This is a genomic window from Erwinia billingiae Eb661 (assembly GCF_000196615.1).
In the GTDB taxonomy this organism is placed as follows: domain Bacteria; phylum Pseudomonadota; class Gammaproteobacteria; order Enterobacterales; family Enterobacteriaceae; genus Erwinia; species Erwinia billingiae.
On record NC_014306.1, the window covers coordinates 4,916,924 to 4,942,416 of the forward strand.

Sequence of the window (25,493 nt, forward strand, 5' to 3'; positions counted from 1 at the left end):
TGATATCACCTCTATTCAGGTGGCCAAATTCAGTGTGCCACTACAAATGCACCACATCAAAGCCTGAACATTCGAAGACGTCTTGCGACCCCATACCGTTAGCATCTGGACTCCTTTTGGCGTGACATTCAAGCCAGGTTACCACAAGGGTCCTTGAGCCTATTGAACAATTATTAATATAGGGCTTTGGTATTGTTGGGGCTTAGAGCAGAACAAGCCCAATTTCATATGCATTAGTTTTAGCGACTCAATGATTACGATATATAGGCAGGACCGTGTTGGTTTAGTTATGTTGCACTGCAAGACGCAATGAAGGCATGATATCGCTTCACAGGAAATGAAGGGCAAGGTAATGGATAAGGACACGTTAGTTACGCTACTAAAATATAAACTGTGGGCGGATACAGCTACCCTCCAGTCGATACAGGAAACCGATGATTCAATCCATCCCGAGAAGCATCATCTGATGCTGAGGTTGATGAATCATATCTACGTAGTAGACAGAATTTTCCAGGCTAACATGACCAGCCAGCAACACGGATATACTGCCCTCAACACGCCAGAAACGCCATCAGTTGAAGAATTGCGAGTGAATATGCGCGAATGTACCGAGTGGTATATCGAGCGCGTGAGCGCCATGCAAGATGCCGATTTGGCTGAAGTTATCAGATTCCAGTTTGTCGATGGCGGTAAAGGTGAAATGAAGTCACTCGACATGATCAACCACGTGCTTTTCCATGGGACCTATCATCGCGGCGCTGTCGGATGGCTCATTTCCGAGTGCGGAGGCATTCCCCCCAAAGACGTGGTAACGGTTTTTCTTCGGGATCATAATCACTAAAAGGAGAAAGTTGATGATTGTCCGGACATGGCACGGTTGCGTTCCGCTTAAACATGCAGAGGGCTTTGCTAAGCATCTCGATAAAACAGGCGTGGCGCATTCAAGGAGTGTCGAGGGAAATAAGGGCGCATTCGTGCGAAGAGAAACGCAGGCCGGTTGGGAGCATTTTTTCCTTGCCACCTGGTGGCAGGACCTTAGCTCCGTGAAAGCCTTTGCGGGTGAAAATTATCAGGTGGCAGTGACATGCCCTGATGACGAGGCGTTCGAATTGCTTTCCGATCCCTATGTGTTCCAGCATGAGGTTGAGGCTATCTCACCGCTTTAAGTGCAATTTTGGGTGACGTTATCAATCATCCGGATTGGAGAGTTCAGTACTTGCGCTGGCGTTATGCAAAATCGTTATTTCTTGCATAAGCAGTAAGCTTTATGAACCTAATGTCTGCCAGGAGCGAGAAGCTAAGCATAAAGCGGTATATGAGGCAGCTCAGCAACAAAATTAGAATAGGATGTGGTTCCAATGAAAGTGAACAATTGCCAGACTTGTGACCAGCCAATGAGTGCCGCATCAGAAACACTGAATCTTGATTGTGGTGGCGATTGTTCAAGTTGCATGGCTTGGCATGGTGATCCAGACGCTATCGAGGCTGTTGAAAGACTTACGGGTGAGAAGGTTGATAGCCGTGGGCGTACACATCATTCTTTTAATGTTAAAGGTCAGTTATGAGCGAGGAGCGGAAGTCCGCAATCGTTCTCACAGATGTTGGCGGATAAACCCATAGCAAATAATATATATTATCGCTTAATTGGCCACAGACATACCAATGTATGTGTGTGAATGGTCAGTTTCGTTTTTCTAAGTCGGCTAATGCATATCTTCCGCGTTCTGCTACTGATGGCGACCTATCAGAAGCCAATATATTTGCCAGATTGAATGCTTCATCACCGATGTTATTCAATTCTTTTATGAGCATTTCGCCAGCTATACGCCGAACCATTGGCGAACGGTCGGTTGTTGCCATTCTCAAAGTATCAATAAAGGGGCGAGTTGTAGGTATTATTCGTTCTTTTAAAGCAGGGATGCGTCGCTGTATGCCGTATATTTTATCGATCCAGTGCCATGTCAGCCCTTCAGCCCAAACAAATTTACTTTCAAACTGACAACGATACGCTTTGGCTCGCAGGGAGGGTTGAATTGATTTTTCTGAAATCTCATCTAAAAATTTATCCAGAGCTGTTGTGCGCCCTGCCTGTGAAAATATAGTAGCAACAGGCCCTGAAGAGGATGTTAGAAGCCGTTTTTTTAAAGCATTAATTACTTTCTCCATCATTACCACTTTCATGAGGACCTCTTTCTCGATATCTTCCATTCTCCCCCAAGAATCCCAGTAGGGAAGAGTTATAAATAAAACATCAACAATAAATTCAGGGTCAGATTCTTCAGCAACAAATGGCAAAGCATCACGCGCTGCAGCTCTTACCTGCGGAACCCAGTCATTTAGCCTCCGAACAACTAAAGCTAATAAAAAACCATTTGGTGCACCACCAGATAGTGTCCTTAGCGCTCTTTCGCGTCTGAAACCATCAGCGCTACATATGTCCATCCATCTGAGTGTTCCAACTTGCTGGAAATCATTATCACTTTGCTTCTGACTATACTGTCGAAGTGAAAAGAAAATCTCTGCTCGAATTAATCTTTCCCATTCATCGAGGCCTTTTAAGGATAGCTTTGAGGTGGCATTGATGAATTTTGATATGTCAGGTCTTATTCTTTGATATAGGATATCGAAAGTGAGTGATTTTTTAATAGATGCAATGATTTCTTGCCGAAGGCTATCCTGCTGCAACATGAGACAACTTCCTTTATAAAATTTTATAGGCTTACATTTCTTTTAAAGTGACAAAGAGCTAAAGTCAAGAGTCATTTATCTATCAGATTTTTATTTATATAAGGTTCCCCCGAGTTAAAGGTGACGAAATGCGCAAATAATAGACTACACAAGAAAAGTCAGTCTTGAGCTTAAAGACAATGCGTCCGCTTTTGGCACATTGCAGACTGCCCCCCTTACTAAAACCCGGAAATGATCAGCCCCACCTTCAACCCAAATTCTCACACGTCACAATCTTCAAATCGACCTTCCCGTCCTCATACAGTGCAGGTTGATACCCGGTTTCCAGATGACTCAACAGCAGCTCGATCGAAAGGCGCGCATGCTGATGGGCATTTTGGTCGAGGGTGAAATCCACCGCATCCTCCTGCAGCATGGCTTTGGTGATGCTGTACAGCTCATGGGTGATAAAGGCGCATACGCCCAGCCGCTGGTGCTTTTGCAGGATATCCCGCACTTCGGTATTGCCCACGCCGGTGTTGTAAACGCCGGCCACGTCATTTGACAGTGAGAGCGTCGAATCCAGCAGCGAGCGGATGGTGTCTCGCTGATCCTGACCGGCCAACGCTTCCCGCAGTTTCACCTGCGGCGCGTGGGCAGCCATCGCATCGCGAAACCCTTCAATGCGCTGGCGGTGGGCGCGATAATCGATGCGCCCGCTGACCATAATCACATCGCCAGTGGTATCGATCGTTTTGCTCATCAGCAGTCCTGCGGTGCGGCCTGCCTGATACTGATTAATGCCGACGTGGCAAAGCCGTTGCGCATCCGGAATATCCGTCACGAAGGTCACCACCGGAATGCCGTTGGCATGACAGTGCGCCAGCGCATCGTGGATCATGGGATAGTCATGACCAAACACGATCAGGCCGTCGCGTTTCTCACTGCTGGCAATTATGCGTTGCGCCAGAATTTCCGGCTGCGATTCCGGGATAAAGGTGCGATGCAGCGTTAAGCGCTGATAACCCAAATGGTTGGCGACGGCACTCAGATCGTTATTCAGCCGCTGAAAAAACGACGAGGGATTGCTGCTGAGAAACGCTTCGATCTGCCACGGCTGCTTATGCTCTTCCGGCAGATAGCGCTTCAGCCCCGCTTCGCGCGCGGCATGCAGCACTTTTCGCACCGTCTCGGGAGAAACGCCGCCGCGATCGTTGAGTACCCGGTCTACCGTGGCCACGCCCACACCGGCCATTTTCGCCAGCATTTGCAGGGTTAACTTTTTCATTTTTACTCCCGGAAACCCGGTAAAAATCCTGACGAAAACATGCCGCGTTCACTTTCTGCATCACAGCGAAAAACAGGGCGATAGGTTGGATGAAATTCTTTGCCGACGCGTCACAATTTGAGCGATTGCAGGCAGGACACCTGTTTGTCCGGCGCAAAAAAGCAGCAGGCCGGAGGCAATGATGTAAAACCATCAACGAAAATCTTGGTCGCGATCACGCTACGAATTATTATCCCCCCAAGTTTGTTAATGCTTTATTAAACACTTTATTTACATGTGAAGTAAATATCTCTGATTTGATATTTAAAATTATCTAAATATCACGAATTTCTATTCCAAAATTAAAATAATAATTCCGCAATGTGATCAATTAACCGGCAGGGAATCTATGAAACGCAGAGAGTTTCTCACCTCAATGGCAGCATTGGGTGTGGCTACGTCATTGCCTGGCGCTCAGGCTGAAGTCGTCACCGGTGGCCAGCCCTGGCAACCAGGAAAAGTAAATACCCCTCCCACTCCGCCACGCACCGGCGGCTTACAGTTTCTGACCCAACATGAGTCTGACACCATGGGCATCATTGCTGAGCACTTTATCCCGGCGGATGAATCCAGCCTCAGTGGTAAAGACGCGGGCTGTGCCACCTTTATCGACCGTCAGCTGGCGGGCGATTATGGCAAGGCTGTTGCCGTCTACCGCCTCGGACGCTTTGTGAAAGGCACGCCTGAGCAGGGCCAGCAATCGTTGCTGACGCCTGCGGAGCGTTACCGCCAGGGCCTGACCGCGCTGGATCAGGCTACCCGCAAAGCCTACGGCAAACCCTTTATTGAACTGGATGAGCCTCGCCGTGAGCAGATCCTGCATGCGATGGAAGCCGGTAAATTCGATTTAGGTGCCGACGTGGACACCAAAGTCTTTTTCGAGCTGCTGCTGCAAAACGTCCGTGAAGGTTTTCTCTCCGACCCGATATACGGTGGAAATAAAGAGATGACCAGCTGGAAAATGCTGGGCTTCCCTGGAGCACGTTATGACTTCCGCGATCTGCTGAGTAAAAAAGGGCAGAAGCTGAATATCATCCCCACCAGTCTGATTGATAACACCCTGTAAATACTGGCTGTTATATTTATGTAGAGAGCAAAGTCTTATGAATAACGTGCGTCCGAAAGCTGATGTCGTCATTGTCGGCCTGGGATGGTGTGGCTCTTTGATTGCCGAAGAGTTGACCCGTGCCGGCCTGAATGTTGTTGCCGTTGAGCGCGGTCCGTGGTTTGAAACCGCCACGGATTTCCCCCCGTCGATTGATACCGATGAACTGCGCTGGGATACCCGCCGCAGCATGCTGCTGCCGCCCGCAGTGGAAACCACCACCTTCCGCAATAACATCACCCAACAGGCGCTACCCAGCCGCGACTGGAACCTGAATGAGCTGGGTTATAACGTCGGCGGCTCCGGTACCCACTGGGCCGGCATGGCATGGCGTTTCACCCCGTTCGATTTGCAGCCGTACACCCAGACCGTTGAGCGCTACGGCAAAAAGCAGATCGCCAAAGGGCTGATCCTGCAGGACTGGGGCGTGACCTATGACGAGCTGGAACCGTTTTACGATCGCTTCGAAAAAATCGCCGGCGTGTCGGGCAAAGCGGGCAAGCTGAACGGCGAAGTGATCCCGGACGGCAACCCGTTTGAAGGCAACCGCAGCAGTGAATATCCGCTGCCGCCGCTGGAAGGCATGCGTCTGACCGATCTGTTCCGCGATGCGGCAAAATCCCTCGGCCAGCACCCGTTTATGGTCCCGGCGGGCCAGGCGTCCCGCGCCTACGTCAACCCGCTTGGCGTGCGTATGGGGCCGTGCACCTACTGCGGTTACTGCCTGTATTACGGCTGCGGTAACTTCTCCAAATCCAGCCCGAACGCCTGCGTGATCCCGGCGCTGATGCAGCGTGAGAACTTCACGGTGCTGACCGATTCCGCCGTGGTGAAGGTCAATAAAGCCGACGACGGCAAGACCGCCACCGGCGTGACCTATCTGGATCGCAATAAAAAAGCGTGGTTCCAGCCTGCGGATATCGTGATCCTTTCGGCATTCCAGATGCAGAACGTGCGTCTGCTGCTGCTTTCCAAAATCGGCGTGCCTTACGATCCGGTCAGCAAGAAAGGCGTGGTGGGCCGCGCCTACAGCTTCCAGACCGTGGCCGGTGCCACCCTGTTCTTTGAAGACGAAAACCTCAACCAGTTTATTGGTGCCGGCGCGCTTTCGCAGCAGGTGGATGACTTCAACGGCGATAACTTCGATCACACCAACCTCGGCTTTATCGGCGGAGCCGGCATTCTGGTGGTGGCGCGCGGTGCGCGTCCGATTGGCAATGCCGACGCGCTGCCGCCAGGCACGCCGCGCTGGGGCAAAGAGTGGAAAAAAGCCTATACCCATGCGTTCCAGAACGGCACCTTTATCTTCGGCCAGGGCACCAGCTATTCCCATGAGGATTACTACCTCGACCTGGACCCGGAATACAAAGATGACAACGGCAATCCGCTGCTGCGCGTAACCTTCGATTACAACGAAAACGACCGACTTGCGGCGAAGTTTATCGAAGAGAAAAGCGTGGAAATCGGTAAGGCAATGGGCGCCAAAATCGTCAACGGCACCAACTCCGCCTCGGGCCACTATTCGCCCTATAACTTTGCCAGTGACCACACCATCGGCGGCGCCGTGATGGGGACCGACCCACAGACCAGCGTGCTCAACCGCTATCAGCAAAGCTGGGACATGCATAACCTGTTTGTCCTTGGCGCTTCATCGTTCCCCAATAATGCCGGCTACAACCCAACCGGCACCATCGGCGCACTCAGCCTGTGGACGGCAAAAGCCATTATTGAGCAATACGTGAAAAACCCCGGCCCACTGGTGAAGGTGTGACATGAAAAAGACCAAAATTTTGGGCGGCGTGGCGCTGATTGCCGTCGCCGTGGCCGCGGGGTTGCTGTGGCAAAATGGCACTACCCGCGCGGATGACGTTGCGGATAACACCCTCCTCACCAGCCAGCCGCCGGGAGCGGAGGATGCCGCCGCCGTGGCGCGCGGGAAGTACATTGCCATCGCCGGCGACTGTGTGGCCTGCCATACCGCGCCGGAGAGCAAAGATGCCTTTGCCGGCGGCTATTCGATCAGCACGCCGTTTGGCGGCATCGTTGCCAGCAATATTACGCCTGATACGGAAACCGGAATTGGCAGCTGGACCGAGCGTGATTTCTATCGCGCGGTGCGTCACGGCAAGGGCAAAGACGGCGAAAACCTCTATCCAGCGATGCCGTATAACGCCTACGTGAAAACCAGCGACAAGGACATGCACGACCTGTGGATGTATATGCGCTCGGTGAAGCCGGTGAATTATCACGCTCCGGAGACCCACCTCGGCTTCCCGTACAATATCCGTCTGGCGATGATGGGCTGGAACCTGTTGTTCTTTAAAAACAGCGGATACGAGCCGGACACATCCAAATCCGCCGAATGGAATCGCGGTGCCTATCTGGTGGAAGGTCTGGAGCACTGTAGCGCCTGCCATACGCCGAAAAATCTGCTGGGCGGCGACACCGGAGCCTATCTGCAGGGCAGTAACCTGGCGGAATGGCATGCGCCGGATATCACCCCGAACCGCTATACCGGCGTCGGCAGCTGGAGCGATCAGCAACTTGTCGACTACCTGAAAACCGGCAGCAACCATGTGGCGGTGGCGTCCGGGCCGATGGCAGAAGCGGTGACCAACTCGACCCAGCATCTGACCGATGCGGATCTACGCGCGATTGCGGTCTACCTGAAATCGCAGCCGGACTCGGGGACCAAAGCCCCACAACCGCTGGCGGCCGATTCGGCGCAGATGAAAATGGGAGCCAACGTCTATTCCGCCAACTGCAGCGCCTGTCATAACAGTGATGGCAAGGGTATCCCGCAGCTTGCGGCCGGACTGGCGAACAATCCGGGGCTGATGGCGGACGATGCGTCGTCGATTATTACCACTATCCTGCAGGGTGGCCGGGGTGCGGTGACGCAGTCCAACCCAACCAGCGGTGCGATGCCGTCGTTTGCCTGGAAACTGTCTGATGAACAGGTCGCGGCTGCCGCAACCTATCTGCGTAACAGCTGGGGCAATGCCGCGCCGGCCGTAACGGCCGATGATGTGGCGAAAAACCGGGCGTTGATAAACATGCCCGCGCAGATGCCAGAAAAGTAGGGGATTGAATTGCGATGAAGGCCGGCTTGCCGGCCTTTTTTACTGACACGTTAATGCGCTGAGCATCCTGCCCGCGCAGCCGCCTTACTGCACCACAAACCGTGCAATCGACGCTTCCAGCATCGATGCCTGGTCGCGCATCGCGCTGGCAGCCGCCGACGACTCCTGAACCAGCGCCGCATTCTGCTGGGTGACGCTATCCATCTGCACGATAGCCACGCCAACCTGAGAAATTCCCCGGTTCTGCTCGTCGGACGCCTGAGCAATCTCGACCAGTATGCTGGTGACGTTGCCGACAGAGTTCACAATCTCATTCATCGTTTCGCCCGCCTTGCCGACCAGTTGCGAGCCGCTGCCAATGCGCGCGACGGATTCAGCAATCAAGGTTTCAATCTCCTTGGCCGCCTGCGCACTGCGCTGGGCAAGGTTCCGCACCTCGCTGGCGACCACCGCAAAGCCGCGGCCCTGTTCGCCCGCGCGGGCAGCTTCCACCGCCGCGTTCAACGCCAGGATGTTGGTCTGGAAGGCAATACTGTTGATTACGGTGGTGATCTCGGCAATTTTACTGGAACTGGCGCTGATCTGATTCATGGTGTCCACCACGCTTTTAACCAACACCCCGCCTTTGTTTGCCGTCTCGGAAGTGGCGCGTGCCAGCTCGCTTGAGTGGTGAATATTCTCCACATTCTGCTTCACGGTGGCCGTCAGCTGCTCCATGCTGGCCGCCGTTTGCTCCAGCGCGGCCGCCTGCTCTTCCGTTCGGGCCGAGAGATCGTTATTCCCTGTCGCAATTTCTGCGGACGCCTGGCTGACCTGGATAACGCCGCTGCGAATATCGCCAATGATGCTGCGCAGATCGTTGCTGATGCCGCCAACCGCTTTCATCAGCTCGCCCAGTTCATCCCGACGCGAGGTCTCCAGACGCACGCTCAAATCACCCTGCGCAATCTGTCGTGCGATCTGCAGCGTGGCGGCGAGCGGACGGGTGATCTGCCGGGAAATAATCACCGCAATGACAATGCTGGCGATGACCGCAGCGGCAAGGATCATCAACATCCACAGAATGGCACTGGCGATATCTTCATGGGTGGCACTCAGTTGCTGGCTGAACAGCTGATTACTGGTGGTGGTCAGTTGCGCCCCCGCCGCGCCAAGCTGCCGGGTCGCCTCCTCTTCCGCCAGCGCCGACGTATTATATTCCTGCACGCTGTCGCGTCTGGCGGCCAGCAGCACCGCCAGTTTTTCTATGGCATTGCCGTCCTCAGGGCTGAGTCGGGGCCTGGCCTGCTCAACAAGTTGAATCGTTTCAGCTAAAAAGCCTGTCAATGCCTGACGATTTGCTGCGCTGTTATCCAACTCCATCAGCCGGACGCGGACGCTGACACCGGCAAGGTGTTTAGCAACGTCGTTCAACGCGGCGGCCGTACCGTCCGGCGAGGCGCTGTATTTTTGCGCCATCGCCTCAGCGTCGGCGGCTTCACCAGTAAGCCTCAGCGCCTGCAGGATAATTTGACGGGAATGCACTTCGCTTACCGTCTCTGCACGATGCTCACGGTAGACGCTCATGGCGCCCGGAAGTGAAGCTATCAACTGACTCTGTTCGGCATCCCAGTGGCGGGTTTTGAGTTGGTCAATGCTGGTTTCTACCGCCCGCAACCGCTCTTCATTCGCCGCGATAAATTTTTCATCATGGGTTTTTACGTACTGCTGGCGGGCATCTTTGGCCTGTGAGAACTGGTCATTAATGTTCTTTAGCTGGCTGAGTTTGTCCGCACGCTCCGCAATATCCCGCAGGTTTTTAATACCACAAGCTGCTACAGCAATGCTGAGGATCAGCACCAGCCCAAATCCCAACATGAGCTTCCTGCCGACTCTGATATTTTCCATAAAAACACGTAATTTTTTCATAAAACTCGAATTCTCCTGTCGTGTTGTCCATGTAATTGCCAGTAAGGCCACAGAGTTATCGGCAGGGAGAAAGTTAATTTCACTATTTATAGTTACAAAATCAACAATTACTCAAGTTTACTAGTGTCGGGTGGTGAGGGGGAGTTGCTTGCGAGAAAGACAGGGGTAAATGACGGGTTTTATTCTTATAAATGGTACTGATTTTGGATGATGTAACGCAGAAGAGTGTTGACGCAGATTGCGCGTTTGTCAAAGCCGGGGCGGGAATTTTTCAACAGCATCCCGCCCGGCGGTTATGACAAAACATCTGACCTCTTGGCTTGCAACATATGAACCTAGAAACGGTAGTGGGTATTCCCCGGTGTTGGCATAACAAATAAGAAACTTTTGCATCCAGATACATCGCGCACTTTATAATAGCGTGCTACTTATGTCTCTAATTCATTCTGGCACTTATCTGGAAAAAGTAAAACAATTGCGCGATGAAATTAATGCATCGCTGCAGAAGAAAGCATTCGTTAAAGAAAATGACCGTGCCGTTCAGGGCTAAAAACACCCTCATTTATGAATATTGCGCATCAGCTCGAACGCCATTACCAGTACGGTGGCAATGAAAGATGTGTTCACTATGATCATGTTGATCATATGGTCCTCCTGTCCGTGCTGAAGCGCCGGATGCTTTCGCTGGATGTGGTTGGCTCATTGGTGGGTTCTGAGGGATTGGTGAACATATTCACGATAAACCTCCCGCAGCAAATTCCAGTTGCACGTTATCCTGGGGCAGAACACCCCAGGATAACGTGAGTAACGGAATTACGCCTGATGAGACAGAAGTTGCGTATCGCCCTGTTCAATCGGGATACGGCGGGGTTTTGCACTTTCCGGTACTTCCTGCTCAAGCGCCACCCGCAACAGGCCATTTTCAAGCCTTGCCCCGGTCACCTTCACATGCTCAGGAACGGTAAAGCTCAGACGGAAGTCAGCCTGATGTATTCCCCGGTGAAGCCAGGATGGGCCAGCCTCTTTTTCAGCATCAGCGTCAGCATTGTTGTTACCGGCTTTGCGTCCGGCGACCGTCAGCTGGCCTCCTGTCACTTCAATCTCGAGTTCAGATTGCGTCCAGCCCGGTACGCTGACGGTCAGGGCATAGTGCTCGCCGTCGAGCTGCTGCAAATCATAGGCGGGAATAGATGCTGCGCTGGCATCGCCGGTCAGCTGGCTGAACAGTCTGTCCATACGGTTAAAGCGGTCAGACAGTATCGCGTCACTGAAGAAAGGAGAAACGGGAAAATTGCGTAGATTCATAATGATAATCCTCTGAATAAGGGTTCATCCAAAAGTTCATCGAAGCGGGGCGAGCCCCGGTCATGACTATTTATATAATCTGCTGTCGGATTTTCAAGACTCTCAAAAAAAAATTTTTTGGGCTCTGTCGTTACGTCATTCCCTCCCCCTCAAGACGAGCGGGACCGGCGTGAAACGGGCATAAAAAAACCCGCACAAGGCGGGTTTTTCTACGTTAACTGAAGCTTAACTGCTCAGGCTGTTGCCGTCATCGCTGTTTTAAACTCCGGTCACGGACCGAATTACATCGGTATGACATTTACCGCTGACGGGCCTTTGGCACCATTCTCCACGGAGAATTGCACTGTCTGACCTTCATCCAGGGTTTTGAAATCATTGCTCTGAATGGCGGAGAAGTGTACGAACACATCCTTGCTGCCATCCTGTGGAGAAATAAAGCCAAAACCTTTATCAGCGTTAAACCATTTTACTAAACCAGTCATTGAATCAGACATAGATACTTCCTTTATTTTTTTTGGCCACATGAGTGGCGAACGTGGTCTGTTTTGCAGAGATGAACTTATGGTGCATTTAGGAGGAGACTCACGAGGAAGGGTATCTTGGGATAACGCCTGAACTGAGGACTGCTTTACTAAAACTGCTTTCATAAGGTCTGTATAACAAACCGATAGATGCATACTACGCTTCACCGGGTGCTAAACGCAAGCGGTAATGAAATAAAAATTCCAGTTACCATGCTGACGGGAATTTTTTTCCAGTTCAGTGCCGGACAAGGAGTAAAAGCCCAGACAGTGACAATCCAGGCTTTTATATTCATAATATTCAATAGCTTATTTACATTATGGCTCTGTAGATAAAAGGGGGCTAAACCGTCAGTATCACGCTTCCCGTTGTACGTCCGGCCTCGAGGTCAGCGTGGGCTTTTGCCGCCTCCATCAGGCTGTAATCCGCTCCGATTGGATTTTCCAGCCCATTCTGAAGAGCCGCCATCAGGTCGCTGGCCCCCTGCCTGTAAAGTTCCGCGTCATCAGCATAGGCCATTGAACTTGGCCGCATCAGAGCGATAGAGCGGGCGAAGCCAAGTTCCTCTACACGCACCGGTGGTACAGGGCCTGCGGCCTGCCCCAGACTGGCCACTGTGCCAAAAGGGCGTACCACGCCGAGCGTTGCAGCGAGCATAGGGCCTCCAATGCCATCAATGGCAAGATGCACCCCGCGCCCATCCGCAATCTCGCGTACGCTTTCAGCCCATGCCGCATCGGTGTGAAGAAGCACTTCAGCGGCACCTGCCGCTTGTGCAATTTTCATTTTTGCCACTGACCCCGTTGTACCAATCACCCGGGCACCTTTCAGGGTTGCCCAGCGGGTGACAATCTGCCCCAGACCGCCCGCGGCGGAATGCACCAGCAGCCAGTCTCCTGCTTTAACGTTCCGTACCTTATGAAGCAACATATGAGCGGTGAGACCTCTCAGCATCGTGCTTCCGGCGGTGCGAATAGTTATCCCCTCGGGTATTTTTATCAGCCGGCTGGCGGGAATATTTCTGCGCTCGGTATAAGCCCCCATCGGGTTGCCGGTATAGGCAACCCGGTCGCCCCGGGTAAATGCGCGAACGTTCTCCCCGACGGCGATCACCCTCCCGCCGCCTTCAAACCCGGGCACGGCCGGAGAGGATGGCAGAGGGTACAACCCTGAACGGAAGTAAATATCCACAAAGTTGACGCCTATTACCTCATGTTGGATCTGAACGTCATCGGGGCCCGGTTCACTCAGGGCGATTTCAATTGCTTTCAGGACGTCGGGACCGCCCGGCTGACTGATTACGATGGCTACTGACATAGTCTGTCCTCACTGTTTGAGTGAGAAAATTATAAAGTCGTTTATCTCAGGAAAAATACGGGTATAAAAGACCCATATATGTGTAAAAACGCACAAGGAGAAGGTGAATGGACTGGCAGGATTTACATTACTTTCTTGCGCTGGTCCGCAGGGGTTCTATGTCCGCTGCGGCAAAAGAGCTTCACGTCGATCATGCCACCGTCAGCCGCCGCATCGCCGCCCTCGAAAGGTCGCTCGGACTTCGTCTGACGGAACGTTTGCCCAGGCGTACCGCGCTGACAGAACAGGGCAAAGTCATTGCCTCTGTCGCTGAAGAAATGAACCGGGTGTCAGACCGGGTAAAAATACAGGCTACGTCGCTCTCTGCCGCGCCCGCTGCTGTTATCAGGGTTAGCGCATCTCCGGCTGTCGCAGCGCTGCTGATTGCGCCAGCCGTGGCCGACTTTACGCAAACTCATCCGAATATTTCGCTCTCCTTATCAGGAGCATCCCATCAGGTTCAACTGAACAAAGGCGAGGCGGATATCGCGGTACGTCTGACAAGACCGGAAGACCCCGACCTGTTAACACGCCGGATCGGGACGATGCGTTTCGGCCTGTATGCTTCGCCTTCCTGGCAGGACAGGCCACCCGAAAGTTGGTTATTCCTTGGCTATGAAACGTCGCTGGATTATGTGACGCAGCAGAAATGGCTGGAGTCCCTGCTGAACGGACGGCGGATTATATTCAGGGCCAGCGACCTGATGGCCCAGCAGCAGGCCGCCAGGAGTGGGCTTGGCGTGGTGACGTTACCCTGTTTCATGGGGGACAATGACAGCTCTCTGATAAAACTGGCTGTAGATTCTCCTCCCCCAGGCAGAAGTATGTGGCTGGTTGCCTATCCTGAGTACCGACGCGATCCCTCCGCTGTTAGGGTGATGGAATTTCTGGCTGACGTTGTTGGAAAAGCATGTCCGCCTGACAATGCCCCTGAAACAGGACTGTAAGTGCATAATGACAGTTCATGCGATTCTCGGATTCACTACAGCCCCTGTTAACATCTCCCCCGTCCGGACCTCATAGCCCTCATGGGTTAAGGGCGAGCCCAGCTCATTACAGGAAATTGTGCTGCTGGTAAGACAATCCAACAAAAAAAATTGAACAGTGACGAAGAATAAACCCTATTCGCTTACTGAAATTTTTTTCCAGAGATTAATCAAACTCAAAAATACCTTGCCTCAGAAACCTCCGAACTTATGACCTCTAAGAATATCCCTGGAGCCATAGCCACCCGTGCGCTGTAGGCTAAATAATCTACATATGTGATGGTTATGCGTATGTATTATGAGTGTAGATATGTTCTTTTCCCGGCCCTGGCGGCCGGGATTTTTTATCGTACATCGTTAGCCTTATTGGATTCTCCCTCCTGTTTAAAACACGTTACCTCCCAATGAAGTCTTTTAACCCTCAGTTAGCGAAGCCCCTGCTCACTTCGGTTTAAACCGACCGCTTTAAACCAGATGCCGTCAGGACTGGAAATTAACGTCATATTTTTGCAAAAAAATACCTATGCTTTTTATGCATTTGCAACCCGGTGAATTCCTAATCGTGAAAATAGTTGCGTTTTCATTGATATATATCAAGAAACCTTGATTTTTATTGTGTGATTATTGATCACTTACTGAATGAGGTTTTAATGAATACAGCTAGATATTACTACTTAGTAAGTAGTTTAAACGCTTGGGTTTTACATAAAAAAGGTTGTGAACAGGTTACTGCAGCAAAATTCAGAGTATTTCTTGGCAGTATATATACGGATTTTCAGGCCAGCGGAATTGCACAGCAGCGGGTGCCAGAATTTAGCCTGTGTGAGGACTGTATGAATAGTTAATGAGTGAGTGTTAACAGTTTACCAGCATGATAAAAACCTCTTCCGGTATGGAAGAGGTTTTTTTCGTTCACATAAAACTACTATCTTTCTGTGGGCGATTTTTTATTTTGAGATTAATTTAATCTTGCGCTCGCTTCCTTACAAATCTGAGCAGCTGAAAAATATAATAGTGACTGGCATCAAATAATTTTGTCTGTTCCCGCCTGGCCAGTTTTTCGTTCAGCCCCCGCTCCTGGCCCCGGAAACCGACGCACACCTGATGCTGCAAAAAACAGCTCGCAGACGGTCTGCTGTACCACCGATGGTGTTCACGCCCGGATGCCTCTTCGGCCGTCAGGCTCCGAGCGGCGGCAAAGAGTGCCATGGCGGGCCGGCATGCTCAGACGCTGGGGTGAAATCACAGCTCTTGTCACTCAGAACCTTAATAATGATTTGAGTATTATAATATTCAGATCCTGATATTCCCGAGAAAATAGAATGAATCACACTGACTGGCAGAAATTTTTCCTGAACGATCTTCCCCTGACGTTCCTGGGTGAAGTGGCGTTACGCGTGTGTATTGCTTATGTGGTGGTTTTTATCTTTCTGAAAATATCTGGCCGGCGTGGCGTCCAGCAGCTCTCCCTCTTTGAAGTGGTCATTATTCTTACGTTGGGATCGGCTTCAGGTGACGTGACCTTCTATGATGATGTGCCCGTGCTGCCTGTGATTATGGTCTTCATTGTACTTCTCATCCTTTACCGTGCCACTACATGGTCTATGTCCCGCTTCACTGCTGTAGCCCGCCTGGTTGAAGGCGAGGTCATCACGCTGGTGTCTGACGGGCGCTACGTGGTGGAAAATCTGGACCGGCTCAATATTTCCCCGAACGAATTTTTGATGGAACTGCGTCTGAAAAACATAGAGCATTTGGGCCAGATACGTCTGGCCCTTGTGGAGGTTGACGGGCAGCTCAGCATCTATTGTTTTGATAATGAATTTGTCAGACCCGGCCTGTCGGTCCTGCCACCTGAGCATCGCCGAAGTTTCCCGGAAATTCAGGCTGCCGGCACCTATGCCTGCAATCATTGCGGCAGTGTTGAAGAACTTGATGTGAAGGGTGTTCACCTCTGCTCCCGGTGCGGCAAGGATTTATGGTCTGTGGCGCTGAATACCCTGCGTACTGGCTGAAAGCAATGTGCAAGGGTGCGTGTATAAATCTTATTATCTGGCCAGGAACGAGGGGATACCGACTCATCGGGCCGCCAGATCAGGGAATGCAGGATTAAAGGTGAGGCATCTGAACCTTCCCGATGCCGTCGACTCAGCTTATCCGGTACTGTTATGCAGGTGCGGGAGGTTGCTGCTCCACATCCCTACTGATATTTAAAGAGGCTTTCCCGCGCAATGTTTTTCATTTTTACTTCACACATAATATCGAAATCCTTAAATGACAGAGCCCACTCGTTTAGATCCTCATTAAAATAATAGTTTGAATGTGCCCGCAGTTTCATTTTGGACAATTGCAGCGATTCCTGATCGGGAAATCCGCGCTCAGGAATTAATCCCTTCTGTGACACTGAGTAATGTAAAACGGGTCTCACTCCCCGCCAGGATTCTTTAATTAAAGCAATACGCTCATCATCTGGTTTTATGAACTGGTTTTCTTTTACCCAGTGATGGTGAATATCCAGTACAATCGGACACAACTTTCTGGCCTGCAACACATCGTCCAATGAGCAAGAAACTTCATCGTTTTCAACGGTAAGCATCAGCTTAGCTTCAGGGCTCAGTCGCTGAAAAGCGGACCTGAATCCTTCAAATCCTCCCCGTCCGTTCATATGTATATTAATTTTAAAATCCTGAAAATTTTTCCCGTAACCGAGCAGCCTGGCGCATAAAACATGGTATTCGATGTCTGCCAGCGAGCGGTCAACGACCTCCGGTGTTTCGGATGCAAGTACAGTGTATTGCCCGGGATGAAATGAGAGACGTATGCCGTTGGTGCGCGCGCGTTCACCGCACGCCGAGAAAAGCGGTTTAAGTTGGAGTAACAGCCGCTGATAATGGATGCCGGCTTCAGGAACGGTAAACAAGGGGAGCAAATCGCTACCTATTCTCATCATTCTTAATGCCTCGGGCAGTTGCGCCAGCTCATCAAAAATGTGCGACAGCTGGGCAAGGTTGTGTGTGGCACACTCAAACAGCAATTGCCCCTGTTTTTTCTCATCAAGGTTGAGAAATCGCTTTCGTGTTGGTGACTTAAAGGGCCATGGCTGCTTTAAATCCGCGTTAAGGTACTTGCAGGCAAACCCTAATTTCATCACTGTTCCTTTTCATAATTTCAGATAATTGTATCAACTAACCTGAATTTTGCACGGTCAGAAATGTTTTTATTAATTGAATAGTCATTCACTTTTTTTCAAATATTTTTTCACTATTTTATTTCTAATTTTTATTAAATTCATCTGACTCTTTCAGCAGAACGCTGAACGCAATAACGATATATTCCTATTCAAAACGCATATTCAGGCAGGCCTTAAAAGACAAGGACAATCGCATTAACCCTGTAAATACAGGTTTTATGAATGTGATCGGATGAGCAGGGATCAAGTTTGGAAGATGCTGATTGGCGGAAGATCACAGGAGTCAAAAAAACAACATAAGTACATGATTAACATCATAAAAAACTCAAACCAAAATAGACTTATACACTTCCGTATACACTTTAAGGATGGTTGGTCAACTTCCAACCACCTATCGAACTACTTACTCATTGTTATCGTCTTCAAAGCGACTGGTAGCTGAGGCTTCACCCTCTCTGCGCGCTTCATAAATTTCATCTTCAGTGTAAAGGTTATAGAATTCTGCAATGGTGAATGTTGTGGTATTGACATATGAATCCCCCAGACCACAAGCGTTGAGTCTTGAGTATCCATTCATCTTAAGGCCACAGCTCACACATTCGAATGATATAGGGAGCATATCTTGCTTTTGGATGACTTTATCTTGCTCTTGGTCTGTAGTTGTCTTGATTGACGAAGACGGAGAGCCTTGTAAAAGAGCTAATGATTCACAAACTGGGCAATTTACTCTATGACCACTTTGACGAGTGGCCCAGATAGAAGCCTGATTAACGCACTTATTTTTTTCGTCATCGCTCTTATCGCTCCAAACTTTTTTATAAGCTGCGATGTCTTGCTTAACTGACTTCCCTGCTTCATCACTGAGGGATTTTATTGAGTCATTAACAACATCAGGCATATCGAAAAGATCTTCTATTTTCTTGTTCATTATTTCAAGTAAAGATTCACAAGACTTATAATACCTAGACAGCCAAAGAGAATTTTTTAACTCTGAAAATACCATTTCTCCTGTATGAAGCTCAGCGTTTCTTCTTTCGATATGTTGAGAGCTATAACCTAATATTTCTGTATTGAAGCTAGGGGTAATTTCATTTAATCTAATAAAAACATCTTTTATTCCTACTGATTTTGGGGAAAAACCTTTCATAGTCACTTCGTGACCTAATGAAAAGTGAATATTCCTCCAACTGTGAGCATCAGCTAAAAGCGTCGGAGATATATGAGAAAGCGCTGCTCTTGCAAGAAACTCTAAGCTTAACGAAGACCACAACCCATATTCTGGATCATCAAGACGAGTGGACTCCATTTTACTGACATATATTAGCGCCTTTGCAAAAAGGGTATCACTAGACCAAGGATGGTTTTTTAAGGTTAATGTCATTACCATATCTCCGATAAATATATTCTTTCAACTATTCTCAATTTATCTTTTTCAGAAACAGAACTCCTAGAATGTAAACTTTTCCAGTTATTAATGATAAGAGTGTCTCCTTTTTTCAATAAAGAATACGAGTTTTGGTAGCCTTCCCATTTTTTTACTGACATCCAATTATAAAAATCTTCTGCATTTTTATTTACTGGTTCAAGGAAGACTGAATCCCATCTTATAAACCGACCATCAAATACAAGAGGCAATGGGAACGAAACCCTCGAAATCATATTATCCCTTGATTTAAAAATGCTTTTCTTTAATTTAATATTGTCATAGTTTTCTAATATACTTTTACTACTTAAAATGTGAGTTTTAACATCTTTAGCACCCTCCACACAACGCAGAAGTAAATATTGGGGAGGGGAAGTAGTATGTGCCAAGTCAGTGTGAAAGGGAAAGTCCGCAAATCCAAATATCGCACTATATGTGTTCTTATTTAAATTTTTTTTGTTTTTTGGGATAAGGGTATCAAACACTCCCGCAGAAAATCCATTTGGATATATTAGAGGAGCAATTATCTCTCCAATAATTTTCCCACAACTAATAATATCATTGTTTGGTAAAAACTCTGGAATGAACACATATCCATCTTTTTCCAAAAGATACCTTTGATGAATGGTAAGCATAGGATTTGTTCTAATTTCATACAATACGTGCAGCTTATAACGTTACCTAATTTGGATGCAATACAAAAAAATGATTTCGCTAAAAATCCTTCACACTCTACACCTTTTGTTTTATATGTTTAAATTCAGTTAGTTAGATGGTGATGCGAAGATGTAGAATCGTTTTAACTCTACACTCATGGTGTACACTAGGCGTAAAAAAACCGGCTTTCGCCGGTTCCGGGTGGTTCAGATTGCTGCCGGGTCATCACACTTTGGCAGCCAGTCAGTGTTGCTCTCCTCCGTGAGATCCAGATTGGTCTGGATACCCAGCTTCGTTCGCCGCTTCAGGTAGTTCAGTCCGTATTCCCTTAGGATACCGTCCAGCGAAAGCCCGAACATTTTCATGCTGAGCGGGTTCTTGTACCCATTCGCTTCCATGTATGCCAGATAGGCATGGTACAGATAACGCTTCGGCTGTGACGGACGAATGCTGGCATTCCCCATATAGAGCGCGTTTGGCTCCGGAGTGGTGAACAGGTAGCCGCAGAAGTCCACCATCGGATCCGCGTCGCGCTTGATGCGCATTGCCTCATCGGAGTTTTGCTGCGACTGAAGCAGCGTTCGCGCATCCTGCGGCTGGCTGAACCGCTGCATCAGCTGGCGGACAATCACGGAAAGCTCCCCACGGATTTTTTCCTTCAGCTGCGGATCGCGCTCGCTGGCCGATACGATTTCCGGAAAGTGCAGTATTACCCGGCGTCGCGACACCCCGCCGCTGCGGTCGGTGAAGCGCATCGGGTTGTTGTTCACCGCCAGAATAACCGCCGGGATATGAGTGGAGTAGGCATCCCGGTACTTCGGGTCAACGGATACCGCGTCGCCGCCGGTGATGGCCTTGATACCCGCGCCGTCTCCACTCCACTTTTCCTGGTCTGGCAGGATAATCAGCGAATAGCCAATGACCGCCGCGCGTTCCCGTGATGACTCCAGCGTTTCAATGGTCGCAGAGGTGGTGTTGTCCGTTCCGGCCAGCATGGTGGCAATATCGGCCATGATGCTTTTACCGCTGCCACCGGGGCCGGTGACCTCAAGAAACAGCTGCCAGTCAAAGCGGTTTGCCAGCACCATGAACAGCGCGGCCAGGATGATATCGCGCTTCTCTGCGCTGCGACCTGCTGCTCTGTCCAGCCACTGCCAGAAGTGCGGCGCGTGGCTTTCCAGCGTCTCGCCCGGCACCGGCGGGGTGAAATCAACGTCGCTGACGGTGCGCAGCCAGTAGTCTTTTCTGTGCGGGCTGAACGTTGCGGTGCGGGTGTCCAGCACGCCGTTTCGAAAGCCAATCAGACGGCGTGCCGGCTCCGCCTGCTGCGGCACGATAAGTTTAAGCGTGTCGACGATGCCGGCGACCTTTGTTGACGAAAAGCTTGCCCCGACCTTAAGGAACAGCGCCGCCACCTCACGGCGAAACTGGTTGCCGGGCATAACCTTCCACGCGCCTGACTGGTAGCGGCTGAGAATTTCACCACTGACGTCCACGGCCAGCCGCTCATGGTAATGTTTAGACACGCGCTCCGCCTTGTCGCTGACGCTCATGGCCGAAAACTCCGCTTCACTCATGGTGTTAAACGGGCTCGTAACTGCTGGCGTGGCTGCAACGCGCAGTGCGTTAATGGTTTCATCCGCGCCGTTCTGAACAAAGGCATCGTTCCAGTCACCAAATACCGGCGGCAGGGCTACAGTAGCGTTGCAGGCTTCAGCTGCCCTGTGCGCCTTCATCTGGCCGTCGCCGTTCAGGTCGCGGTCTGCCGCAATCAGCAGGGGCAGCATGGCGTGTTTTTCCCGGACAAGGCCAGCCAGAGAAAGGAGGTTAACGGACGACAGCGCCACCCACACCTCATCGCCGGTGAGGTTATGCACCGTCAGGCCGGTGGCGTAGCCCTCCGTCAGCCAGATACGCTTTACCGGTTTACCACTGCTGAGAACGTGGCAGGCGCCTTTCACCTGGCCGCCCTTCAGAGTGCGCTTTTCACCGGCGGCGTTAATCAGCTGGACGTTTACCAGCTGCCCGCTCATATCGTGCAGCGGCACCACCACATCACCCGGACGGTAGCTGATGGTCGCCACCTTCTGCGGCCTGGCAAGCGTCAGGGCACTATGCTGCGGCCAGCCTTTGCGGTCCAGGTAGGCGTTACCGGTGACGTCTTTCGCCGTACTGACCAGCTGCTGCGCCAGGGTGACGGCTGCAGCGCGTGCGGCTTCATCATTAACTATGGTTTGGCGCAGGGTTTCAGGCTGCACCGCTGGCAGCGCGCCGCTCAGTTCGCTGACGCGCGCGGCGGCCTCGCTCAGGGAAATACTGAGTGCCTTTTCCACAAGGGTGAGGCCGTCACCGGCCCCGCAATGGTTGCAAATCCACGTACCGCGCCCGTCCTGGTCATCAAAGCGAAAGCGGTCGTTGCCCTGACAGACCGGACAGGGCATATGACGGTTTTTCACCACCTTAAGTCCCAGCGCCGGGAGAATGCGGGGCCACTGGCCCCTTGCGGCGGTGGCCGCTTCTGTTACGGTCATTTTCATTGTTTTATTCTCCCTCAGTGCAGTACCGGCACGTCTTTAAGACGCCCGCAAAGTTCATCCATTACCACCTGTCCGAGAAAGGACAGGCACGGGGCGGCTTTCAGCGACCCGGCGGCCATCAGGTCGGCCAGCAAAGCACACGCAATTTCCTGCCCGCGCTGGCGTCCGTGCTGGCGCAGATAAAACCCCTCAAGCTCGGTTTCAATGGCGTGTTCAAGACGCGCCAGCGTCAGTGAGGTATAGCGGTTCTGCTCATGGCACAGGGTCAGCCAGGCACAGGCTACCGCGCGGCGGTAGAGTGCGGCTTTTAATGCGGGCGTCAGGTGACGTTCTTTCATGACTGCACCTCCATGTTCATCCAGTCGTCGCTGCAGCGGGCAACCACCCCATCCAGCTGGGCGGTCATCAGGTAAATCAGGGAGGCCAGCTGCGCGTGCTGGTCAGCCGGTGGCGTTTCGTGGCAGTCCTGAATCCGCGTCAGGTCAGAAATCAGCTGGCCGACGTTGCGGATATGGTCGAGGCGGAGAATATCTTCATGTGAAATGCTGGCGTGGCTCATGCGCGCACCTCCCCGGCAGGCAGGCGGGCGGCAAGAGAGAGAATATAGTCACGGGCAAGCGTCAGGCGCGCGGCGCGCTCACTGGCGGCCACGATACGCAGCATCTGAATACGGGAATGGCGCTCACAGCGGCGCAGGGCGGCAAAAACAAAGACGAACTGAATATGTGGGGAATGAGTGACTTTAGCCATGATGGCAGTCTCCAATGAGTAGCGGTTAATGCCACCACCGGAGCTGCAAATCTCATGGGTGGTAGCCCGAACAGGGTTTGCAGTACCGGCCTCAATGGATACCGGCCAGCCCGAGGGCTGCCCCGCCCGGGCCACCATTATTTGATACAGACAGGGGCATAAAAGCCACTGCCCGAAAAATAGGGAAGCCGAAGCTACGACGTAAAAAAAGACGCATGGCGCGTCTGGTGTCGCCATTGAGTTGCACGGGCTGCAAATCCCGGCTGCCGATTTTGCGACAGCGATAGGAATGTAGCAGGAAAATGCCCCGGCATGCAAGCCGGGGAAGCAGAAGAAAAATATCATGGGATGCCTCAGCAGTCGGTGAGGTAAATACCGGCAGGGGAAAGGGTTTCCTCATCCCACTGAGCGGATACGGTGCCGGAGCACGCCACGCTGAACGCGATACCGGTGCCCTGAAAACGCTGAGCCTGCCCCGGTTCATCAACCTTAGCGGCGACGGCCAGCGCCAGATTAGTGGCATCCTCCACGGACAGGGCGTGCGTTACGCCTTCAATGGTCAGCATAATCATGACGGGCGCGCCTCGCTTCGCGCGGCGATGCGGTCACTCATCCAGCTGCCCACTTCACTGGCAAGCCACGCCACGTTTTTGCCACCCAGCGATACCTGTGCCGGAAAGGCATCCCGGCTGATGAGGTCGTAAACGGTAGAGCGGGATAACCCGCAGAGATGCATTACTTCCGGCAGGCGGATAAAGCGTTCCTGTGCGGGCAGTGATGCAGGTAAAACGGGGGTCGTCGGGGCTGATGAAGACTGATGAACGGCGTTTTGCATGGCTACCTCTCAGGATTCCGTAATGAGCCGGGCGGACGTGCCCGGTCTCTGGTAGCCCCTTATTTTGAGTATATTTACCCCTGAATCAACAAGTAAAAACCGTGTGAGTCATGAGACAAAACGCCTGTTTTTTAAGCATGTAGACTCACTGCATACTGAGGGTTAACAAATGTTGATGAATAGTAAACCCGTAAAAAATGCAAACCAGCTCCACCGGTTAATTGCATGGTTTCTATCGAAATAAACATTAACGACGTATTACGCAATTAAATCTTTAGGTGAACAATGATGAACAGAGGATGTAGAGTTATTTCTGGATTGTTCACCTCTTAATTTACTGTATTTACTCTCTTTTTCTTTAGGGTGAAGAAAGGTGAAGGATATATACAGAAATAAAAATGGCATGCAGGGCTTGTGAAGACCTTTCCTGGCTGGCCAGAAGAAGGGCTTTTTGTCTGGTCTGTGAGACAACGCCGTGAGGTGGTTCAGCTGTGTGAGCACCGGCACAATTGACTTACCGAAACGCGCCAGACAGGAAATATCATGACAGACACCAATACGCTTACCGATACTGATATCACCGCCTCACTGCCTGCCTCCACTCAGCAGGCGTTCAACAGACTTAATCTGACGAAAGCCGCCTGGCTTGATACCCGCAGCAAGCAAAGCGAGGGTGAAGCCATGCTGACCACCATCCGGCAGCGCAGGCAGGAGACAGAGGAAGAAGCACAGGCGCTCAACGACGAGTGGCGACAGCTTTTCAGGGAGAATAACGGCGCAATGACGGCCCGCATGAAGAAGCTGCGCCCCGAGATTGCACTGAGCCGCGAAACGTTTAACGAATTTGATGACCTGATTGCCGAACAGGAATACAAAAATAAAGCCCTCATGGCCGCTACGGCAGACATGGCGAGGGAGTATATCGGCGCGCACAATGATTTTACCGAAGAGTATGCGCTTCACCTGTGGGAGCAGTTTATGGCGTCGAACGGCCAGGCGCTGCTGCAACTACTGGGCCTGCTGAAAGCCACCCTGGGCCGCCGGGCAGGTTCCGTCACCGGCGTTGTGAATTCAGTCAATGACCCGGAATCTGTTCTGAGACAGTTCATTGCCAAAAGAATCACAAAGCCCGCGCTGGATATGGATTCATCGCCTGAATATGACCCGCTGCTGAAGCAGACGGGAGCATATCCGGCTCATTCTGCCCTAATGAGTGTTCGTAACGCCCCGAGTCCGGCAGCACTTCACAAACTTCGCGTTCAGCGTGAGCGGGCCGGTAAGGAAAAGGCACAATGAATAAACCACAGGAAGCACTGAATCAGTATCTGGCCGCCGCGCAGGAATGGCAGGCGCTGCGCACCCGTCGTGAGGCAGCAAAACAGCAGCTGGCAGCATTACTGACGTCCGAAGTGAAGCCTGCTGACTATGCCGGTCAGCTTGATGCGGTACGTGAACGGCTGGAGGTACTGGAGTGGCGGATTAATTGCGCGGCGCGCGAGGGCGTGTATGCGCAGGGCATGGTGCTGGGTGCCTGCGTGGAGGACGGACTGAACGCATTCATGGCTGAGAACGGTAGCGCCCTCACAGCAGCCCTGGCTCCCTTCCTCAACGGACGCGGCGGACTGGAGGTCGCGGCAAGGATGTTACGCACTGCTCTCGCCCGTCAGGCAGAGGCAAGCACACCGGAACCGGCAGAAGCCTACCGGGATATCATTGCCAGGTCGGGACTGTTCCCGGACGCCACCATGTCTGAAAACTGCCAGCAGGGCTACACAACAGCGCAACACTTTCGTTTCCAGCGCCGCCTTGCAAAGCTGGTTACCACTCAGGAAGGTGCATGAC

The 25,493-nt window shown here is 51.5% G+C and carries 25 protein-coding genes; 10 read left to right on the forward strand and 15 right to left on the reverse strand.

Translation table 11 applies throughout. From position 1 onward, the window contains the following. The first annotated feature begins 352 nt into the window (after window positions 1-352). Together EBC_RS23825 and EBC_RS23830 are read left to right on the forward strand one after the other, a co-directional pair. On the forward strand, window positions 353-841 hold the full coding sequence (locus EBC_RS23825; RefSeq protein WP_013204434.1) for a DinB family protein: 489 nt from the start codon (window positions 353-355) through the stop codon (window positions 839-841). A gap of 13 nt (window positions 842-854) precedes the next feature. Further along, on the forward strand, window positions 855-1,166 hold the full coding sequence (locus EBC_RS23830; RefSeq protein ID WP_013204435.1) for a hypothetical protein: 312 nt from the start codon (window positions 855-857) through the stop codon (window positions 1,164-1,166). A gap of 514 nt (window positions 1,167-1,680) precedes the next feature. Here the strand turns inward: EBC_RS23830 and EBC_RS23835 are convergent. Further along, window positions 1,681-2,688, reverse strand: coding sequence for a hypothetical protein (locus EBC_RS23835; RefSeq protein ID WP_013204436.1), 1,008 nt, complete (start codon window positions 2,686-2,688; stop codon window positions 1,681-1,683). 247 nt (window positions 2,689-2,935) lie between these two features. Further along, window positions 2,936-3,955 (reverse strand): LacI family DNA-binding transcriptional regulator, encoded by a 1,020-nt coding sequence (locus tag EBC_RS23840; protein ID WP_013204437.1) that lies wholly within the window; start codon window positions 3,953-3,955, stop codon window positions 2,936-2,938. Window positions 3,956-4,343: 388 nt separating this feature from the next. On the opposite strand from EBC_RS23840, the gene EBC_RS23845 reads away from it, so the two are divergent. Genes EBC_RS23845 through EBC_RS23855 form a run of 3 tightly spaced genes read left to right on the forward strand, consistent with a single transcriptional unit; the run spans window position 4,344 to window position 8,182 of the window. Then, on the forward strand, window positions 4,344-5,060 hold the full coding sequence (locus tag EBC_RS23845) for a gluconate 2-dehydrogenase subunit 3 family protein (protein ID WP_013204438.1): 717 nt from the start codon (window positions 4,344-4,346) through the stop codon (window positions 5,058-5,060). 37 nt (window positions 5,061-5,097) lie between these two features. Next, window positions 5,098-6,870, forward strand: a complete 1,773-nt coding sequence (locus EBC_RS23850; protein WP_013204439.1) for a GMC family oxidoreductase — start codon at window positions 5,098-5,100, stop codon at window positions 6,868-6,870. A 1-nt stretch (window position 6,871) separates the two neighbouring features. Beyond that, entirely contained in the window at window positions 6,872-8,182 is a 1,311-nt protein-coding gene (locus EBC_RS23855; RefSeq protein WP_013204440.1) for a c-type cytochrome, read from the forward strand. Between the two features lie 84 nt (window positions 8,183-8,266). On the opposite strand, the gene EBC_RS23860 is transcribed toward EBC_RS23855, so the two are convergent. The 4 genes from EBC_RS23860 to EBC_RS23875 all read right to left on the reverse strand — a co-directional run bounded on the left by EBC_RS23860 (window position 8,267) and on the right by EBC_RS23875 (window position 13,234). Next, the gene (locus tag EBC_RS23860) at window positions 8,267-10,090 is read right to left on the reverse strand and encodes a methyl-accepting chemotaxis protein (protein ID WP_013204441.1); all 1,824 of its coding nucleotides are present in this window, start codon (window positions 10,088-10,090) and stop codon (window positions 8,267-8,269) included. 813 nt (window positions 10,091-10,903) lie between these two features. Continuing rightward, the gene (locus EBC_RS23865; protein ID WP_013204443.1) at window positions 10,904-11,395 is read right to left on the reverse strand and encodes an Hsp20 family protein; all 492 of its coding nucleotides are present in this window, start codon (window positions 11,393-11,395) and stop codon (window positions 10,904-10,906) included. A 281-nt stretch (window positions 11,396-11,676) separates the two neighbouring features. Further along, on the reverse strand, window positions 11,677-11,889 hold the full coding sequence (gene cspE, locus EBC_RS23870) for a transcription antiterminator/RNA stability regulator CspE (protein ID WP_013204444.1): 213 nt from the start codon (window positions 11,887-11,889) through the stop codon (window positions 11,677-11,679). Window positions 11,890-12,259: 370 nt separating this feature from the next. Then, complete coding sequence (locus EBC_RS23875) at window positions 12,260-13,234, reverse strand: quinone oxidoreductase family protein (protein ID WP_013204445.1); 975 nt, start codon at window positions 13,232-13,234, stop codon at window positions 12,260-12,262. A gap of 107 nt (window positions 13,235-13,341) precedes the next feature. Here EBC_RS23875 and EBC_RS23880 point away from each other — a divergent pair, with 107 nt between their 5' ends. The 3 genes from EBC_RS23880 to EBC_RS23885 all read left to right on the forward strand — a co-directional run bounded on the left by EBC_RS23880 (window position 13,342) and on the right by EBC_RS23885 (window position 16,274). After that, window positions 13,342-14,220 carry a LysR family transcriptional regulator gene (locus EBC_RS23880; protein ID WP_013204446.1) on the forward strand — a complete coding sequence of 293 codons (879 nt, stop codon included), beginning with the start codon at window positions 13,342-13,344 and terminating at the stop codon, window positions 14,218-14,220. 689 nt (window positions 14,221-14,909) lie between these two features. Next, window positions 14,910-15,104, forward strand: a complete 195-nt coding sequence (locus EBC_RS25910; RefSeq protein ID WP_134823040.1) for a hypothetical protein — start codon at window positions 14,910-14,912, stop codon at window positions 15,102-15,104. A 477-nt stretch (window positions 15,105-15,581) separates the two neighbouring features. Then, window positions 15,582-16,274 (forward strand): DUF421 domain-containing protein, encoded by a 693-nt coding sequence (locus EBC_RS23885; RefSeq protein ID WP_013204447.1) that lies wholly within the window; start codon window positions 15,582-15,584, stop codon window positions 16,272-16,274. A 185-nt stretch (window positions 16,275-16,459) separates the two neighbouring features. On the opposite strand, the gene EBC_RS23890 is transcribed toward EBC_RS23885, so the two are convergent. The 9 genes from EBC_RS23890 to EBC_RS23930 all read right to left on the reverse strand — a co-directional run bounded on the left by EBC_RS23890 (window position 16,460) and on the right by EBC_RS23930 (window position 23,651). Next, window positions 16,460-17,407, reverse strand: a complete 948-nt coding sequence (locus EBC_RS23890; protein ID WP_013204448.1) for an apurinic/apyrimidinic endonuclease family protein — start codon at window positions 17,405-17,407, stop codon at window positions 16,460-16,462. A 445-nt stretch (window positions 17,408-17,852) separates the two neighbouring features. Then, entirely contained in the window at window positions 17,853-18,830 is a 978-nt protein-coding gene (locus tag EBC_RS23895; RefSeq protein ID WP_157868040.1) for a hypothetical protein, read from the reverse strand. Then, a complete protein-coding gene (locus EBC_RS23900) occupies window positions 18,830-19,507 on the reverse strand; it encodes a Fe(II)-2OG oxygenase family protein (protein ID WP_049789637.1) in 678 nt (225 codons plus the stop codon). The genes EBC_RS23895 and EBC_RS23900 overlap by 1 nt, the downstream gene beginning before the upstream one ends. Before the next feature lie 228 nt (window positions 19,508-19,735). After that, window positions 19,736-22,066: a phage/plasmid primase, P4 family gene (locus EBC_RS23905; RefSeq protein ID WP_013204450.1), complete on the reverse strand. Its 2,331-nt coding sequence runs from the start codon at window positions 22,064-22,066 to the stop codon at window positions 19,736-19,738. Window positions 22,067-22,080: 14 nt separating this feature from the next. Then, a complete protein-coding gene (locus tag EBC_RS23910) occupies window positions 22,081-22,404 on the reverse strand; it encodes a DUF5375 family protein (RefSeq protein ID WP_013204451.1) in 324 nt (107 codons plus the stop codon). Further along, window positions 22,401-22,625 (reverse strand): hypothetical protein, encoded by a 225-nt coding sequence (locus tag EBC_RS23915; RefSeq protein WP_013204452.1) that lies wholly within the window; start codon window positions 22,623-22,625, stop codon window positions 22,401-22,403. The genes EBC_RS23910 and EBC_RS23915 overlap by 4 nt, the downstream gene beginning before the upstream one ends. After that, window positions 22,622-23,161, reverse strand: coding sequence for a host cell division inhibitor Icd-like protein (locus EBC_RS25295; RefSeq protein WP_013204453.1), 540 nt, complete (start codon window positions 23,159-23,161; stop codon window positions 22,622-22,624). Before EBC_RS25295 ends, EBC_RS23915 begins: the two co-directional genes overlap by 4 nt. Before the next feature lie 8 nt (window positions 23,162-23,169). Then, window positions 23,170-23,388: a hypothetical protein gene (locus EBC_RS23925; protein WP_013204454.1), complete on the reverse strand. Its 219-nt coding sequence runs from the start codon at window positions 23,386-23,388 to the stop codon at window positions 23,170-23,172. Further along, a complete protein-coding gene (locus tag EBC_RS23930; protein ID WP_013204455.1) occupies window positions 23,385-23,651 on the reverse strand; it encodes a helix-turn-helix transcriptional regulator in 267 nt (88 codons plus the stop codon). The genes EBC_RS23925 and EBC_RS23930 overlap by 4 nt, the downstream gene beginning before the upstream one ends. A 543-nt stretch (window positions 23,652-24,194) precedes the next feature. Between EBC_RS23930 and EBC_RS23935 the strand changes: the two genes are divergently transcribed. Together EBC_RS23935 and EBC_RS23940 are read left to right on the forward strand one after the other, a co-directional pair. Continuing rightward, window positions 24,195-24,947 carry a hypothetical protein gene (locus tag EBC_RS23935; protein WP_013204456.1) on the forward strand — a complete coding sequence of 251 codons (753 nt, stop codon included), beginning with the start codon at window positions 24,195-24,197 and terminating at the stop codon, window positions 24,945-24,947. After that, on the forward strand, window positions 24,944-25,492 hold the full coding sequence (locus EBC_RS23940; RefSeq protein WP_013204457.1) for a phage polarity suppression protein: 549 nt from the start codon (window positions 24,944-24,946) through the stop codon (window positions 25,490-25,492). The genes EBC_RS23935 and EBC_RS23940 overlap by 4 nt, the downstream gene beginning before the upstream one ends. Window position 25,493 lies beyond the last annotated feature (1 nt).